Here is a 15754-nt window from a genome sequence, read left to right on the forward strand (position 1 = left end):
AAATCAAAATTACCATTCCGGAGTGATTGATGGACGCCTACGATAGAAATATTCTGAAATGGCTGCAGGACGACGGCCGGATGAGCAATGTGGAGCTGGCCGAGCGCATTCACCTGTCGGCACCGCAAACCCTGCGGCGCGTGCGTACGCTGGAAGAGAAAGGCGTGATCCGCCGCTATGCCGCCCTGGTGTCGCCTGCGGCCATCGGGCTGGAGGTCACGGCCTTTGTGAGCCTGTCGCTGGACCGCGAGCAGTTTCGCAATGTGCGCGAGGTCGAGCGCAATGTGATGGCTTTCTCAGAAATCGTCGAATGCCACACCATCTCCGGCGACTTTGACTACCTGCTCAAGGTGGTGGCGGCCGACCTGAAAAGCCTGTCCCTGTTCCTGACGGATCGCCTGATGCAGGTGCCGGGTGTTTCCGGAGTGCGATCGATGATTTGCATGGAAGAAATCAAGTCGCAAAGCAGCCTGCCGACCTGACGCCAGGACGTCAGGACGTCAGGATGCATACGGTGCATGCTTCGCCGGTTTGGGCGTTCGGTGGTTTGATTTATTCATCATATTGTTAAAAATACAGTGAAAAATTAATCAAAAAACGATTCAACATCGAGTATCTAGCAAATATTTCGAGGTTTCCATGCGTTTACCTTTTCCCTACCGGCCCGAAGCCGACATCGTCTCCCACCGTCTGGACGCCTTGAGCGGGGTGCTGGACTGGCCCGCTGCGGCACAAGCCGCCCGCCCCTGGGTGCAAGCCGTGCGCGAGAACCCGCCGCCGTTCTGGGCCATGGAGAGTTTGCTCAAGGAGTACCCGATCTCCAGCGCCGAAGGGCTAGCCCTGATGCGCCTGGCCGAGGCGCTGCTGCGCGTGCCCGATGCCGAGACCGCGATCGCCCTCACGGCCGATCAGCTGGGCCGCGCCGACTTCGAAGGGGCGGGCGACTCGACGCTGGCACGCCTGTCGTCCACCGCGATTGCCTTGTCCAAGAAGTTTTTGCCGCATTCGCAGGCGGGCGCAGGGCGCACGGATGTGGAACCCGGCCTCATGGGCAAGCTCGGTGCGCGCACGGTCGTGGCCGCCACCTTGCGGGCGGTGCAGCTGCTGGGCCACCAGTTTGTGCTGGGGCAGACCATTGGCGATGCCATGGCCGAAGCCGATGGCGCCCGCAAGAAAATAGCCAACCTGCGCTTCAGCTACGACATGCTGGGCGAGGGCGCGCGCACCGATGCCGACGCGCTGCGCTACCTCGACAGCTACACGCAAGCCATCCAATCAATTGCTGTCAAGGCCCATAAATCGGGCGCCTGTGAGAAAAACGACGGGATTTCCATCAAGCTCAGCGCGCTGCACCCGCGCTACGAAGACGCCCAGCGCGAGCGCGTGCTGGCGGAACTGGTGCCGCGTGTCTGGGGCTTGTGCGAGTTGTCGGCCCAGGCCAACATCAACCTCACGATAGACGCTGAAGAGGTCGACCGGCTGGAATTGTCGCTCGCCGTGTTCGAAGCGCTCGCCGCGCGGGTGGCGCAGCATCATCCGCAGTGGCAGGGCTTTGGCCTGGCCATGCAGGCCTACCAGACGCGCGCGCTGGAGCTGATCGAACACATTGCCGCCATTGGCCGCAAATACAAATTGCGCCTGATGTGCCGCCTGGTCAAGGGCGCCTACTGGGATTCGGAAATCAAGCGCGCACAGGAGCAGGGCCTGCCGCACTACCCGGTGTTCACCCACAAGCACCACACCGATGTCAGCTACCTGGCCTGCGCCCGCGCGCTGCTGGACGCGCCCGACGCGATCTACCCGCAGTTCGCCACCCACAATGCCGCCACGATTGCCGCGATTTTGCAAATGGCAGCGCGCAGCGTGAAGGCGGCATCGCCGGCGGTGGGCATGGCGCCCCAGTTTGAGTTGCAGCGCCTGCACGGCATGGGCGAGGGCGTATACCGCGAAGTGCTGAAGAACCCGCTGATCAGCTGCCGCGTCTACGCGCCCGTCGGTGCGCACCGCGATCTGCTGGCCTACCTGGTGCGCCGCCTGCTGGAAAACGGCGCCAATTCCTCTTTTGTGCACCAGCTGGCTGACGAGTCGGTGGGTATGGGCGAGTTGCTGATCTCGCCGCTGCGGCTGGAGCCTGAGTCGTCTTTGCCGCTGCCGCTCGCCCTGTATGGCCCGAGCCGGAAAAACAGCGCGGGGCTGGACTTGACGGTGGAAAGCATGCGCGCGCCGCTGCTTGACGCCTTTGAAGCTGTGCAGGTTCCCAAAGTGCCGGAATTCGATGCCAGGCTGGCTGCCAGTGCGGTCGCTACGGGAGTAAGCAGCTATCAAAAATGGAGCAAGGTGGAGGTGGCCGAACGCGCCGCCATCCTGCGCCACGCCGCCGATGTGCTGCAGCAGCAGATGCCGAAGTTCTGCGCGCTGCTGGTGAAGGAAGCGTTCAAAACCTGGGGCGACGCCGTGTCCGAGGTGCGCGAGGCGGTGGATTTCCTGCGTTACTACGCCAATGAAGCCGAGCGCATCATGGCGCCTGTCGCGCTGCCGGGGCCGACCGGCGAGACCAATGAACTGCGCCTGACGGCGCGCGGCGCCTGGGTCTGCATCAGCCCCTGGAATTTCCCGCTGGCGATTTTTGCCGGCCAGGTCGCTGCCGCGCTGGCCACCGGCAACGCCGTGCTGGCCAAGCCCGCCGAGCAAACGCCGGGTGTGGCCTGGGAGGCGGTGAAACTGCTGCATGCGGCTGGCGTGCCCGAAGGCGCACTGCAGCTGCTGCACGGCCCAGGCGAAACCGTGGGCGCCGCGCTGGTGGCAGCAAAGCAGGTGGCGGGCGTGGTGTTCACCGGCTCCACCCAGGTCGCCAAAATCATCAACCGGGCACTGGCCGCCAAGGACGGCCCCATCGTGCCGCTGATCGCCGAGACCGGCGGCATCAACGCCATGCTGGTCGACAGCACCGCGCTGCCCGAGCAGGTGGCCGATGCGGTGGTGCAAAGCGCGTTTCGCAGCGCCGGCCAGCGCTGCTCGGCGCTGCGCCTGCTGTGCGTGCACGAAGGCATTGCCGACGGCGTGATTGAAATGATCGAGGGCGCGGCGCAGGAACTGGTGGTGGGCAACCCGGCCGAGCTGGCCACCGACGTCGGCCCGGTGATTGACCGTGAAGCCTTCGACAACATCCAGCGGCATCTGACGCGCCTGGGTTCAAGCTCAAAAGTGCTGGTGGCGCGCAAGGAAAATGGAGGGGATGCCCACGATTTGATGGCGAACAGCATCACGCCTGCGGCGTTTGAGGTCAACAGCCTGGCCGAGGTCAAGGACGAAATCTTCGGCCCGGTGCTGCAGATCGTGCGCTGGGGCAGCGGCGAACTGAAAAGCCCGGAAGCCGTCATCGAACAGATCAACGCCCTCGGCTACGGCCTCACGCTGGGCCTCCAGACCCGCATCGACTCGCGCGCGCAGGCCCTGGCCGCTGGCGCGCATGTGGGCAACATCTATGTCAACCGCAACATGATTGGCGCGGTGGTGGGTGTGCAGCCGTTCGGAGGCGAAGGCCTCAGCGGCACCGGCCCGAAAGCCGGCGGGCCGCACTACCTGTACCGTTTTTGCGCCGAGCAGACCGTGACCGTCAACACCACGGCGGCAGGTGGAAACGCAGCTTTGCTGGCGGGGTGAGCGAGCCATCAACGGGTGAGGTGAAGAGTGGCTAAGACTTGCTAAGAGTGGCTAAAAGTTCGCCTTGGGATAAAGCTGCTCCTGTCGCGGACAGGTTGCGCAAATCTCAATCACCCCAGAGCCTGAACCCCCGTTCGGGCTGCGGGTCTCGCGCAAACCAGGTTTCGAACACGGGAATCGGCGCTTGCCGGATGGGCCGACGGTGGCGATACTTGAACTCAGGTGATTGAATTTTCCATGCGTTAGAGGTATTGGCAGTCAGGTATGTTGTGTCACCTCACCGCTCTGGCAAGTCAAGCCGGGAAAGAAGGAGTTCGATATGCAACTCATCACTGTGAAAATCGACAAGCCGGAAGCGACCAACTTCATTCTGGGGCAGACCCACTTCATCAAGTCCGTCGAGGACCTCCACGAAGCGCTGGTGGGCGCCGTGCCGGGCATCAAGTTTGGCCTGGCCTTTTGCGAAGCTTCCGGCAAATGCCTGGTGCGATGGTCGGGTACCGACCCCGCCATGGTCGAACTTGCCCGGAATAACGCAAAGACTCTTGCTGCGGGCCATTGCTTCATCATTTTCCTGGGGGAAGGCTTCTATCCGCTGAACGTGTTGAACACCGTCAAAATGGTGCCGGAGGTATGCCGCATTTTCTGCGCAACAGCCAATCCAACCGAAGTGATTCTTGCGGAGACGGAGCAGGGACGCGGTGTCCTGGGCGTGGTGGACGGCTTTCCAACCAAAGGGGTCGAGGACGAGGACGACATCAGCTGGCGCAAGAATCTGTTGCGGCAAATCGGTTACAAGCTTTGATTGAAGAGCCGGCGCGGCTGGAGGGGATCCGTAAATCATTGCCGGACTACCGGCTTCGGCGGCGTCGTTCGAACAATGGGAATGGGGTTGATTTGTCAGCCCGCTTGCATTCGGCGGCGCCGGCGACTAACGTAAGAGGGCAACGTGACTGGTTGCCCGTTTACTTCAAAGGAGCATGCATATGCCCAACACCACCTGGATCTTGGTCGCCAACGCAAGCACCGCCAAAATCTATGCCAACCACGGCACCAAGAAAGGACTCAAGATTCTGAAGGAGACCGAACACCCGGAGAGCCGGCAAAAAAACGCCGATCTGGTCACCGACCGCCCCGGACACATGCCGGGCATTGGCAACGGCCACGGTGCCTGCCAGCCCCAGACCGACCCCAAGCGCAACGCCGCGCAGCATTTCGCCCAGGAGTTGGCGCGCGAGTTCAACCATGGCCGCAGCACCAACCAGTTCGGGCGCGCCATCCTTATCGCCCCGCCCTCTTTCATGGGCCTGATCAACGACAAGCTGGACGGCCACACCGCCAACCTGGTCACCGACCGCTTCGAAAAGGATTACACCAAGGCCAGCGAAAAAGAACTCGCCGGACATCTGGAGTCCTGCATCTATCTTTGACCGGCGGATGATCCCGCCGCACCTCTAACCCCAATACACGTCGGTTAACGTCCATTCTGGGGTATCCAGTCACTTTCCATGACAGGAGAGCCGATGGCGCGTGGCCAGCCTGGCAGCACCATGGATGTGGCCGACGAGCAGGCCAACGATGAAGTCTTCGGCCGCTCCGGCGCAAGGTCACTCAGCTGTGGGCGGGATGGTGCGCTCTCCACTCCTTGAATTTGTCGTAGACGACGCGTTCCAGCGCCCACAGCGACATCGCGGCGACCAGCAAGCCGATGGCCAGCGCGTTGATCATGGCGTTTTGATGATCCGCATAACCCCAGACCCACGGCGAGATCATCAGCCCGATGCCCAGCAGGGCATTGCCCCAGTCATCAATCTGGGTTGTTAAAAAGAGGTCTTCAGAGGCCAGAAGGATGATGCCAACGCCGACCACCACAGCGCACCAGGCCGCCGCTACCGGCAAGCCCAGCGCCCAGGGCGAAATGCATAGCCAGAGACCGGCGGCGATTTCCAGTCTGTCCTGCCAACGATTGAGGGTATCCATGACAACCTCCACATCAAAGCTTGGGAATCTTCAGTGTAGAACTACTGTAAGAATAAGCAACAAGAGGCGCCGAACCCGCGGCTGACGCTGCGTTGCAGTCCGTTCCCCGAGAACGTAGTGAGACGGTGAGCGTAGGGACCGGTATCAGCCCTGCCGTGCGGCGCCATGGCGCATGGGGTCAGGTTGCCGCGCTCCGCATAAAGGCCTCGAACTCGGCAATGGGGAGTGGCGGGCAGAACAGGTAGCCCTGGTAGTAGCCGCAACCCTGCTCGGCCAGAAAGCTGCGCTGTGCCTCGGTCTCGACGCCTTCGGCAATCACATCGAGTCCCAGGCTTTGCGCCAGTGAAATGATGGCGCTGCAGATGGCGGCGTCGTTCGGGTCGCTGAAGACGTCCGCAATGAAGCTTTTGTCGATCTTCAATTGGTCCAGCGGCAGCCGTTTGAGGTAGGACAGCGAGGAGTAGCCCATGCCGAAGTCGTCCAGCGCCAGGGTCACGCCCAGCGCCTTGAGTGTGCCCATCTTGGCGATGGCGATTTCCATGCGGTCGGCCAGCAGGCTCTCCGTCAGCTCGAGCTTGAGGTTGTGGGGCCGGATGCCGGTCTGTTTGATCGCGGCCATCACCATGTCCACGAAGTCGGGGTGGCGAAACTGCCGCACGCTGACGTTGACGGCAATGCTCAGGCCTGCCGTTTCAGGCCGTTTCTGCCAGGCCGCCAGCTGCAGGCAGGCTTGCTCCAGCACCCATTGACCCAGCGGCAGGATCAGGCCCGTTTCTTCGGCCACCGGAATGAAGTCCGCGGGGCTCACCATGCCGCGCTGCGGATGCTTCCAGCGCAGCAAGGCTTCCACGCCGGTGATGCGCTGCTCGCGGTCGACCTGCGGCTGGTAGTGGACCAGGAACTGGTGCTCCCGCAGGCCCGCGCGCAGGTCGGTGCTCAGGGCGGCGTTGGCGCTGACGGAAGCCTGCATGTCCGGATCAAAAAAGCAGACCGTGTTGCGGCCCATGGTCTTGGCCTGATACATCGCCAGATCGGCCTGCTTGAGCAGTTCGCTGACGCTGCCCTGCAGCATGTTGAAGGGGGTCACGCCGATACTGGAGGTGCTGTAATGCTGGTAGCCCGCGAGGTCGTACGGTTCTCGCAGGGTGGCCAGCACTTTTTCGGCGACGATCTGGGCTTTGCGGGTCGCAGTTTCGGGGTGTGTGCCCAGGTCCTGCAGCATCACCACGAACTCGTCGCCACCCAGGCGCGCCACGGTGTCGAGCTTGCGCACGCAGCCCTTCAGGCGTACGGCCACCTTCTGCAGCAGCAGGTCACCCTTGGAGTGCCCCAGGGTGTCGTTGAGGATCTTGAAGTTGTCCAGGTCGATGAACATCAGCACGCCTTCCTGCCGGGTAAGGGCGCAGTCTTCCAGCGCCTGTTCAAGCCGGTCCAGCAGCAACTGGCGGTTGGGCAACTCCGTCAGGGGGTCGTAGAAGGCGAGATGATGGATCTTCTCGTCGGCCGCCTTGCGCTGGGTGATGTCGCGGCCCACGGCAACCCAGTGGGTCAGCTCGCCGGTTTTGGCCGCCACCGACACGATTTCCAGGTCCACCCAGAACGACCCGCCGTCCTTGCGGTAGATCATCAGTTCGCCGCGCGCCTGTTTCCATTGCCGCAGCGCGCCGAAGATGCGGGCAAGCTCGTCCTCCCGCGTCTCGGGCCCCTGCAGCATGCCCGGCATCCGGCTCAGCACCTCCTCGCGCGTATAGCCGGTATGCCGCTCGAAGGCGTCATTGACGAAGACGATCTGCGGCCCCGACCCATGGCGCGGCGACGCCTCGACGATGACCACAATGTCGTTCAGCCGCGCGATGCCGGTTTCCAGCAGCATCAACTGCTCCTGGGAATTGCGCCGCTCGCTGACGTCGCGAAAGTAGACTGCCAGGCCTTCGGCAAACGGATAGGCGCGCACTTCCAGCCATTTGCCGAGCGGCGGGTAGAAATCCTCGAACTCCACCTGACGATTCCTGGCCAGCGCCTGCTGGATGTGCTGGCGCAGCCGTCCGCTCACCTCCTCGCCGAAATCCTGCCAGATTTCCTGGCCCAGCAACTCGGCGGTCGAGCGCTGCAGCAGCCGCTCGCTCTCCTGATTGAGGTAGGTGAAGCGGCCCTCGCGGTCCAGTGTGACAAAAGCCTCGGTGATGCTGGCCAACGTGGTGGTCAGGCGCATGGCCAGGCGCAGGGTTTCCTCCTGCGCCTGTTTCCGGGCGTTGATGTCCTGCAGGGCGCCCTGGATACGGGCGACCGTTCCGTTGGCGCTGCGGACTACTTCGCCAATCATCCGCACCCACCGGCGCCCGTCCTGCGCGGTCAGCAACTGGGCTTCCTCGTCGAAGGGCGTCGCGTTACGCGCGCATTCCGTGATGACCTGGCGGAGTCTGGCGCGCGATTCTGGGGCGCAGCGGCGCAGCAGCTCCTCGAGCGTGCCCGGCATGGCCGCGCCGGTGCCGAGCATGGCGGCGAACTCGGGGGACAAGGTCAGGCGGCCGTCTGCGAGGTCCATCGACCAGCTGCTCATCTGGGCGGTGCGCATGGCGATGTGCAGGCGCCTTTGGCTTTGCTGTTGCTGCTCGGTGCTATGGTCCGCCAGGAGCCGGTGCTGGCGCCTCAGCTCCAGTTGCGCCACCACCTGCCGGCCCAGGATGTCGAGGGCGCTCAGGTCCGCGTCCCGGCACGTGCGGACAGCCGGGTCCATGACGGCCAGCACCCCCAGTGGCGTGCCATCGGCCGCTATGAGTGGGACCGCCGCGAAAAAGCGCAGGCCTGCAGGGCCGGCCACCATCGGGTGGCGGGACAGCTCTGGGTCCGCTGCGGCGTCGGGAATCGTCAGGGGCTTCCCGCCAGGCTGCAGAACCCGGGCGTAAAAATCGGTCAAGCCGGCCGCCACCTCTACCTCTGGAAGGCCCACCGACCATGAGGACGGGGGCGTCTCTTCGTCCACCAGCTGCAGGACGGCCGCACGGGTTCCGCACAACTTCGCGGCCAGCTGCACCAGCCCGTCAAAGTCAGGTTCGGAGAGAGGCGTAACGCTGACGCCAGACGCTCCGGCCTCTGCTGCGCTGCGGGGGATGGCGGGCGGGTTGGAAGTCACAAGGCGTTCGCTCCAGTCAGTGGGTGCATAAACGGTGCATGATGGGCCTTGAAAAAACCATTGCCGACATGACCTGACTCAGTGCACTATTAGGTTCCAGCGACGCTGTACGTTCCATAGGGGAGCTGCCTCAGGAATATGTTGGATTGTTGTGTTAAATGTCACATGGCGTTAGCATTGTGCCGAGTATATTTAAAGCCAGGCTTTTTTGTAGACCCGGGCTGCCGGTAGAAAGTACAGGGAGAGATGCATCATGAATTCCATGCAGGATTTGCAGCAATGCCCTGATGTTGCCACACTGAAACCTGCTCTCCACGCCCTGTGCTCAAGATTTGGCCGCGTTGAAAGGCTGGACATCCTGACGGCCATGCATGAAGGCAAGCAGCAGGCCATCTGCTTCCTGCGCCTGGACTCCCCCGAAAATGAACAGGCCCTGATGAAGACGCTGGGCGTGGGAAAGTTCGGCGGCGAAGTGGTCTTCGTGGTTGATCTGGTTTCGCCGGACTCGCAGGAAGACTTCGGTCCCTCATCCCAGTGGGCTGACTCCGGCAACTTCTAGTTGAAGGGCCAGCACGCGCGCCTCGAATGCCATACCGGGTGCGCTACAGCAGCATCCTGCGAAAATTAATTTGGTTACCTCTCTTGCACAAGGGCGGATCTTTTTATTTTCTGCAGACGTACCATGCGTACTTTTTCAAGGAAGACACATGGCAACACCGTTTTTTGGCAAACGAGAAAATGAGACGTCTACCACGTCCCCCAATTTGCGTCATGGTGCACCCGGTTATGGAGCCGCAGGAAGCTCCAGCACATTGCAGTCTGCTTCCGCGGCTGCCAATCAGCAAAGCAATGCCAAACCTGTGAATGATCCTGCAGCCTCCACCAGCAAGGAAGGCGGCAGCAAGCTGACGGTCGGCCCCAATATCAAGCTCAAGGGCGTGGAAATCACCGACTGCGACACCCTGGTCGTGGAAGGCCTGGTCGAAGCGACCATGGATTCGCGCGTGATCCAGATTGCAGAGCAGGGCGCCTTCAAGGGCTCGGCCGAAATTGATGTCGCTGAAATTCGCGGCGAATTCAATGGCAACCTGACGGTGCGCCAGAAGCTGGTGATCTATTCGACCGGCAAGGTTACCGGCACCATTCGCTATGGCAAGCTGGTGGTCGAAGAAGGCGGACAGCTCTCGGGTGAGATCCAGTTCGGCGCCTCGGGCAGCAAGCCGGTGGCCGCGGCCAAGCCAGGTTTGCAGGCGGTATAAGACGAGAAAAGAAGCGCGGAAATTCAGCCTGAACCCTCGGGGCGTCCCGGAGGGGGCGGCTGGACAGCCGCGCCGGCAGCTTGCCCGCGAAGCCTAAAACCAGCGGAACGCCAGCGGTATCAGCAGGGAGGCAAGCACCACTTGCAGGCCCAGCGCCAGGCCGGCATAGGCGCCGGCATCGGCGTTGACTTGCAGGGCGCGCGCCGCGCCAATGCCATGGGACGCCGTGCCCAGGGCAAAGCCGCGTGCGGCCCATCCCGCCTGGTTCGTCGGTATGCGCAAGGCATCGAACAGGTACTTGCCGGCGAGCGCCCCGACCAGGCCGGTGATGACGGCAAACACGGCAGCGAGCGCCGGAATGCCGCCTATTTTTTCAGCGATACCCATGGCGACGGGTGCCGTCACGGACTTCGGCACCAGCGATAGCGCGACGTCCGCCGGCAGGTTCAAGGCCCACGCCAGCAGCAGCGCCGAGCCACTCGCGGCCATGCCGCCTGCCAGGGCGGCGAGCAGCAAGCGCCACCAGCGTCGACGCAGTTCCTCGCGCCGCTGCCAAAGCGGCCAGGCCAGCGCCACCACGGCCGGACCCAGCAGGAAATGGATGAATTGCGCGCCCGCGAAATAGCTGGGGTAGGGCACGCCAGTGAGCAGCAGGCCACTGGCTATGCACACCACCGTCCACAGCACCGGGTTAGCCCAGGGCGCATGCCCCAGGCGCGCGTACGCTGCCTGGGCCAGCACATACACCACCAGTGTTGCGGTCAGCCCGAACAGCGGCGTGGCCGAGAGATAGACCCACAACTCCACGAACTTAGGCATCCGGGCCTTCCTTGCCGAGGGGGTCGGTGCGGCCCTGCAGGAAATGCAGGCTCAAAACAGTCACCACCAGCCCGGCCAATGTGGACAGCACAACGACTGCCAGCATGCGCACGCCATACTGGCTGACCAGCGAAAGATGCGTCATCACACCCACGCCGACGGGTACAAAGAGTAACGAAAGGTGTGTCAGTAAAAAATCGGCGCATGCGGCAACAGGCTCGCGCACCACGCTCCACCGCAGCGCCAGGAGCAGCAGCATCATGCCAATGACAGGCCCCGGAAAGGGCAGGGACCATCCGCGCGTCATCAGCTCACCCACGGACTGAAGTGCGAGCAGCCAGGCCAGTCCGCGCAGGGCTTGCATGGTCGGTGCGTTTCCGCTTCCTTATTCCGAGTTGCCTGGTTGTCAGAAGCGCGGCAGGTCCGGATGCGCGATCTGGCCGCCCCGTACCAGCATTTTTCCGTACTCGGCGCAGCGGTTCAGGGTCGGAATCACCTTGCCGGGATTGAGCAGGCCCCTGGCGTCGAAGGCGCGCTTGACGCCAAACATCTGCTCGTTTTCTTCCGCGGAAAACTGCACGCACATGGAGTTGAGTTTCTCCACGCCAACGCCGTGCTCACCGGTGACGGTGCCGCCCATGGCGACGCTGGTTTCCAGGATGTCGGCGCCAAACAGCTCGCAGCGGTGCAATTGGTCCGGGTCATTGGCGTCAAAGAGGATCAGCGGATGCAGGTTGCCGTCGCCTGCATGGAACACGTTGGCGCAGCGGAGTTGGTATTTCTTTTCCATCTCGGCAATGGCCAGCAGGATGTCGGCCAGCCGTTTGCGCGGAATGGTGGAGTCCATGCACATGTAGTCGGGGCTGATGCGGCCAGACGCGGGGAAGGCATTCTTGCGGCCGCTCCAGAAGCGCAGGCGTTCGGCTTCATTCTGGCTCACGGCAATGGCGGTGGCGCCGCAGCGGCGCAGCACCTCGCTCATGCGGCCGATTTCTTCCTCGACCTCCTCGGGTGTGCCATCGCTCTCGCACAGCAAGATCGCCTCGGCCGTCAGGTCATAGCCGGCGTGCACAAAGTCTTCGACGGCGGCGGTCATGGGTTTGTCCATCATCTCCAGCCCGGCTGGAATGATGCCGGCTGCAATCACCGCCGCCACTGCGTCACCGGCCTTGCGCAGGTCGTCAAAGCTGGCCATGATGCAGCGCGCCAGTTGCGGTTTGGGAACGAGCTTGACGGTGACTTCGGTGGTCACGGCCAGCATGCCTTCGCTGCCGATGATGATGCTCAGCAGGTCGTAGCCCGACGCATCCAGGGCATCGCTGCCAAATTCGACTTCTTCGCCCGCGATGGTGAAGCCCCTGACCTTGAGCACGTTGTGCACGGTGAGACCGTATTTGAGGCAGTGCACGCCCCCGGAATTCTCGGCGACGTTGCCGCCGATGGTGCAGGCAATCTGGCTCGACGGGTCGGGTGCGTAATAGAGGCCGTAGGGCGCTGCCGCCTCGGAGATCGCCAGGTTGCGCACGCCGCCCTGCACGACGGCGGTGCGGCTGGTCGGGTCGAGCTTCAGGATTTTGTTGAACTTGGCCAGCGACAGCGTGACGCCCAGCCGGTGCGGCATGGCGCCGCCGCTCAGGCCCGTGCCGGCGCCGCGCGCCACCACGGGCACATCAAGGCCGTGGCAGGCTTTCAGCACGGCCTGCACCTGGGCATAGGTTTCGGGCAGGGCCACCACCAGTGGTCGCTGCCGGTAGGCTGTCAGGCCGTCGCACTCATAAGGCGTTGTGTCCTCGGTGTTCCACAGCAGCGCATGGGCGGGCAGCACCGCCTGCAAGGCGCCAACGACCTGTGACTGCCGTTCTGATCGTTCTGGCAAATCTTGCTGCAGGCTGGATGCGGGGGCGTTCATGGTCGGACTCCTGAGTGAGATGAAACTGTAGGGCAAGCCGCCCCCGCCGGGTTGAAGAAATTTAAATCCCTGTGTGAAATGCGGGGCCGGTCGGTGAACCTCAGTTCAGGCTTTTGCGCAGCCAGTCGGCAAATGCCGTGCATTCCCAGCGGTCCATGGTGCCGGTGCGCCAGCACAGGTAGTGGGCGTGCGGGCTCGCAATGTTGCTGCCGAAGACAGCGTTATTGCCCAGGCGCACCAGCGAGCCGTTGTCCAGCCAGGGCGCACCCAGCTTGAGGCGGACGAGCGCGATGCCCATGCCCGCCGCGGCCGCATCGCACATGAGGCCGATGTCATTGAACTGGGAGCCGTCTTGCGGTTCGGGCCAGTCCAGGTTGTTGGCGGCAAACCAGGTGCGCCAGGGCTCCAGCGGGGAGCGCAGCAGGTTTTCGCCTTCCAGGTCTTCGGCCGCTTCAAAGGGTCCGTGCTCGCGTACAAAGGCCGGCGAGGCCAGCGGGGTGATGTCGTCACTGGCCAGGCACACATGTTCCAGGTCGGCATAGCGCCCGGTGCCGAAGCGCACGATCAGGTCGGCGTCCTCGGCCACCACGTCTAGCAGGGGAATGGAGACCTGCAAGGTCAGGTCAATCTCGGGATAGGCCTCGGTAAATTGCCGCAACCGCGGAATCAGAATGGAACGTGCAAACGTGGGCGTGACCGCCAGCCGCAGCTTGCGTTTGCCGGGCGTGCCGTTTTGGCCCGCTGTGCCCGGGAACTTCTGCAGTGTGGCGAGGCCCTCGCGCACATGCGCCAGGTATTCGCTGCCTTCGGTGGTCAAGGAGAAATCGGCGCGGCCAAACAGCTTGGTGCCGATGATCTGCTCGAGCTGCTTGACCCGGTGGCTCACGGCGCTGGGCGTGACGCAGAGTTCCTCCGCGGCCTGGGTCACGCTGCGCAGCCGCGCCAGCGCTTCAAATGTCAGCAGGCACTGAATGGGCGGAATTCTCGCCGGCGCGGCCATGGCGGTTACTTGAAAATGACGGTCTTGTGGCCATTGAGCAGCACGCGGTGCTCGCTGTGCCACTTGACGGCGCGCGCCAGCACCTGGCTTTCGGTGTCGCGGCCCATGGCCGTCAGGTCTTCGACGGTCTTGCTGTGGTCTGCGCGTGCCACGTCCTGCTCGATGATCGGGCCTTCGTCCAGGTCGCCCGTCACATAGTGGGCGGTCGCGCCTATCAGTTTTACCCCGCGGTCATGCGCCTGGTAATAGGGTTTGGCGCCCTTGAAACTCGGCAAGAAGGAGTGATGGATGTTGATCGCGCGGCCGGCCAGTTTGCGGCACAGGTCGTTGGAAAGGATCTGCATGTAGCGCGCCAGCACCACCAGCTCGGCGCCCTCTGATTCGATGATTTCCAGCTGCTTGTCCTCGACCTGGGCCTTGGTCGCGGCGGTCACCGGAAAATGGTGGAAAGGGATGTTGTAGCTGGCGGCCAGCTGGTAGAACTCCCGGTGGTTGGACACGATGGCGCGAACGTCCAGCGGCAGCAGGCCCGATTTGCAGCGAAACAGCAGGTCATTCAGGCAATGGCCCTCCTTGCTGACCATGATGACCGTGCGCATGGGCTGCGTGGTTGCGTGCAGCTTCCAGTTCATCTGGAACGGCTCGGCAAAGCCCTTCAGCTGCTGCGACAGCTCCGCGTGCGTCAGCTGGTCACAGGCAAATTGCACCCGCATGAAAAACAGGCCCGTGTCATGGTCGTTGTACTGGGCGGCTTCTTCAATGTTGCCGCCGTTCTGCAGCAAAAAACCGGAAACGGCGTGAACAATGCCCCTACGGTCCGGGCAGGACAGGGTCAGGATATATGCGTGGTTCATAGGGGATGAATTGTCGCAGGCTCCGCCACCGATCGCCTGATCCGGCCGGAATCCCGGGTGCCGGGGAGGCGCAAGAGCACCGGAATGCAAGATTACTACACGCAGTGAAAAGCGTGGAGGCTCTCCACCCCAGCCGGGGCCGCGGGACTGGCTTTGCCAGACCGCAGGCGCAGCGGCCCCCTCGGGGGGCAGCGCATTACACGCAGTGACAAGCGTGGGGGCCTATTTATGCAGGCTCGCGCAGTAGTCCATATCGGGGAGTGCTGGCGTGCCCCAGACGCTATCGAAGGCGTCCGCTTTTTCGGGCGTGGCGTTGCCTGCGCGCAGGCGAATGGCACGGACCTTGAATTCCGCGGCCAGGTGCTGCGGCACGCCCACGGTGCGGTCCACATGACCGCTGCCGGCCAGCAACACCACCACCTTGCCGGGCAGCGCTGCCTGGTTCAGGGTTTGGGCCATGATGATGTCCCTGGCGATCTGGATGCGTGTCATGGGTGTGATCTGGCTCTCGGGCAGCAGATTGCAATGGCCCATGCGAATCAGCTGCTGCTGTGCCTTCAGGGCCGGGCCGGGCAATTGAACGTCGAGCTTGCTGTCGTCCATGCTGCTTTGCATCTGTGCGCGCGGCAGGTTGGCGCCCAGCACCGGCACGCCGGCGCGCACGGCCGTCATCACGGCCGGTCCGTACGCCGCCCAGGGCCAGGCTTTGTCGTTCCATTTCAGCGTATAGCGTGTCTGTTCTTCGGAGGCGCTGGGCAGGAGAGTGGCGGTGCTCACCCCGGCATCGGCCATTTCCAGCGCCAGGGCCCCCAGCAGGCCGCGTTGCGCCAGGTGCGCGATGACTTGCTGCGCTACCTGCTGGTGTTCTGCGGCATCGTGCTGTTCGCCGATCAGCAGCGCATCCATGGGCAGCAGGGCATCGAGCCGGGCGGCCGTGGCTGCGGCAGTGCTGCCGCTGGCGGGTTGGAGGATGGGCGCCTCCGGAGGGCCGGGTCGGCTGGCGCAGCCGCTCGTCAGCGCCACGGCGGCAGCACAGACCAGTGCACCGGGGAGCCCTGACAAAACTGACAAGGCTGACAAAGCCGGCAAAGGGAAATGAAACATCGGTGGATACTAATGCCTTCGGCCCGGCTCCGC

At 63.3% G+C, this 15754-nt stretch carries 14 protein-coding genes; 6 read left to right on the forward strand and 8 right to left on the reverse strand.

Going from position 1 to position 15754, the window contains the following annotated elements:
- Positions 1-29 precede the first annotated feature (29 nt).
- The 4 genes from AC1DS5_RS14105 to AC1DS5_RS14120 all read left to right on the forward strand — a co-directional run bounded on the left by AC1DS5_RS14105 (position 30) and on the right by AC1DS5_RS14120 (position 5093).
- A complete protein-coding gene (locus AC1DS5_RS14105; protein ID WP_477718888.1) occupies positions 30-482 on the forward strand; it encodes an Lrp/AsnC family transcriptional regulator in 453 nt (150 codons plus the stop codon).
- Positions 483-639: 157 nt separating this feature from the next.
- On the forward strand, positions 640-3663 hold the full coding sequence (locus AC1DS5_RS14110; protein ID WP_477718889.1) for an L-glutamate gamma-semialdehyde dehydrogenase: 3024 nt from the start codon (positions 640-642) through the stop codon (positions 3661-3663).
- Between the two features lie 319 nt (positions 3664-3982).
- Complete coding sequence (locus AC1DS5_RS14115; protein WP_011481379.1) at positions 3983-4468, forward strand: adenosine-specific kinase; 486 nt, start codon at positions 3983-3985, stop codon at positions 4466-4468.
- Between the two features lie 181 nt (positions 4469-4649).
- A complete protein-coding gene (locus tag AC1DS5_RS14120) occupies positions 4650-5093 on the forward strand; it encodes a host attachment protein (RefSeq protein WP_477718890.1) in 444 nt (147 codons plus the stop codon).
- Between the two features lie 181 nt (positions 5094-5274).
- On the opposite strand, the gene AC1DS5_RS14125 is transcribed toward AC1DS5_RS14120, so the two are convergent.
- Together AC1DS5_RS14125 and AC1DS5_RS14130 are read right to left on the reverse strand one after the other, a co-directional pair.
- Positions 5275-5643: an SPW repeat protein gene (locus tag AC1DS5_RS14125; RefSeq protein ID WP_477718891.1), complete on the reverse strand. Its 369-nt coding sequence runs from the start codon at positions 5641-5643 to the stop codon at positions 5275-5277.
- A gap of 178 nt (positions 5644-5821) precedes the next feature.
- Positions 5822-8776: a bifunctional diguanylate cyclase/phosphodiesterase gene (locus AC1DS5_RS14130; RefSeq protein ID WP_477718892.1), complete on the reverse strand. Its 2955-nt coding sequence runs from the start codon at positions 8774-8776 to the stop codon at positions 5822-5824.
- A 253-nt stretch (positions 8777-9029) separates the two neighbouring features.
- Here AC1DS5_RS14130 and AC1DS5_RS14135 point away from each other — a divergent pair, with 253 nt between their 5' ends.
- Positions 9030-9335: an RNA recognition motif domain-containing protein gene (locus tag AC1DS5_RS14135; protein ID WP_477718893.1), complete on the forward strand. Its 306-nt coding sequence runs from the start codon at positions 9030-9032 to the stop codon at positions 9333-9335.
- A 148-nt stretch (positions 9336-9483) separates the two neighbouring features.
- Entirely contained in the window at positions 9484-10035 is a 552-nt protein-coding gene (locus tag AC1DS5_RS14140; protein ID WP_477718894.1) for a bactofilin family protein, read from the forward strand.
- A 93-nt stretch (positions 10036-10128) separates the two neighbouring features.
- Here the strand turns inward: AC1DS5_RS14140 and AC1DS5_RS14145 are convergent, their stop codons facing one another.
- From AC1DS5_RS14145 to AC1DS5_RS14170, 6 genes are all read right to left on the reverse strand, one after another.
- Positions 10129-10854, reverse strand: coding sequence for an LrgB family protein (locus AC1DS5_RS14145; RefSeq protein ID WP_477718895.1), 726 nt, complete (start codon positions 10852-10854; stop codon positions 10129-10131).
- On the reverse strand, positions 10847-11218 hold the full coding sequence (locus AC1DS5_RS14150; protein ID WP_477718896.1) for a CidA/LrgA family protein: 372 nt from the start codon (positions 11216-11218) through the stop codon (positions 10847-10849). The genes AC1DS5_RS14145 and AC1DS5_RS14150 overlap by 8 nt, the downstream gene beginning before the upstream one ends.
- A 42-nt stretch (positions 11219-11260) precedes the next feature.
- Positions 11261-12763, reverse strand: coding sequence for an FAD-linked oxidase C-terminal domain-containing protein (locus AC1DS5_RS14155; protein ID WP_477718897.1), 1503 nt, complete (start codon positions 12761-12763; stop codon positions 11261-11263).
- A gap of 100 nt (positions 12764-12863) precedes the next feature.
- Positions 12864-13763, reverse strand: coding sequence for a LysR substrate-binding domain-containing protein (locus tag AC1DS5_RS14160; protein WP_477718898.1), 900 nt, complete (start codon positions 13761-13763; stop codon positions 12864-12866).
- Positions 13764-13768: 5 nt separating this feature from the next.
- Positions 13769-14617, reverse strand: a complete 849-nt coding sequence (gene purU, locus AC1DS5_RS14165; protein WP_477718899.1) for a formyltetrahydrofolate deformylase — start codon at positions 14615-14617, stop codon at positions 13769-13771.
- Positions 14618-14839: 222 nt separating this feature from the next.
- Entirely contained in the window at positions 14840-15721 is an 882-nt protein-coding gene (locus AC1DS5_RS14170; protein ID WP_477718900.1) for a ChaN family lipoprotein, read from the reverse strand.
- Between the last annotated feature and the right edge of the window lie 33 nt (positions 15722-15754).

Source organism: Polaromonas sp. P4_H1, assembly GCF_056400945.1.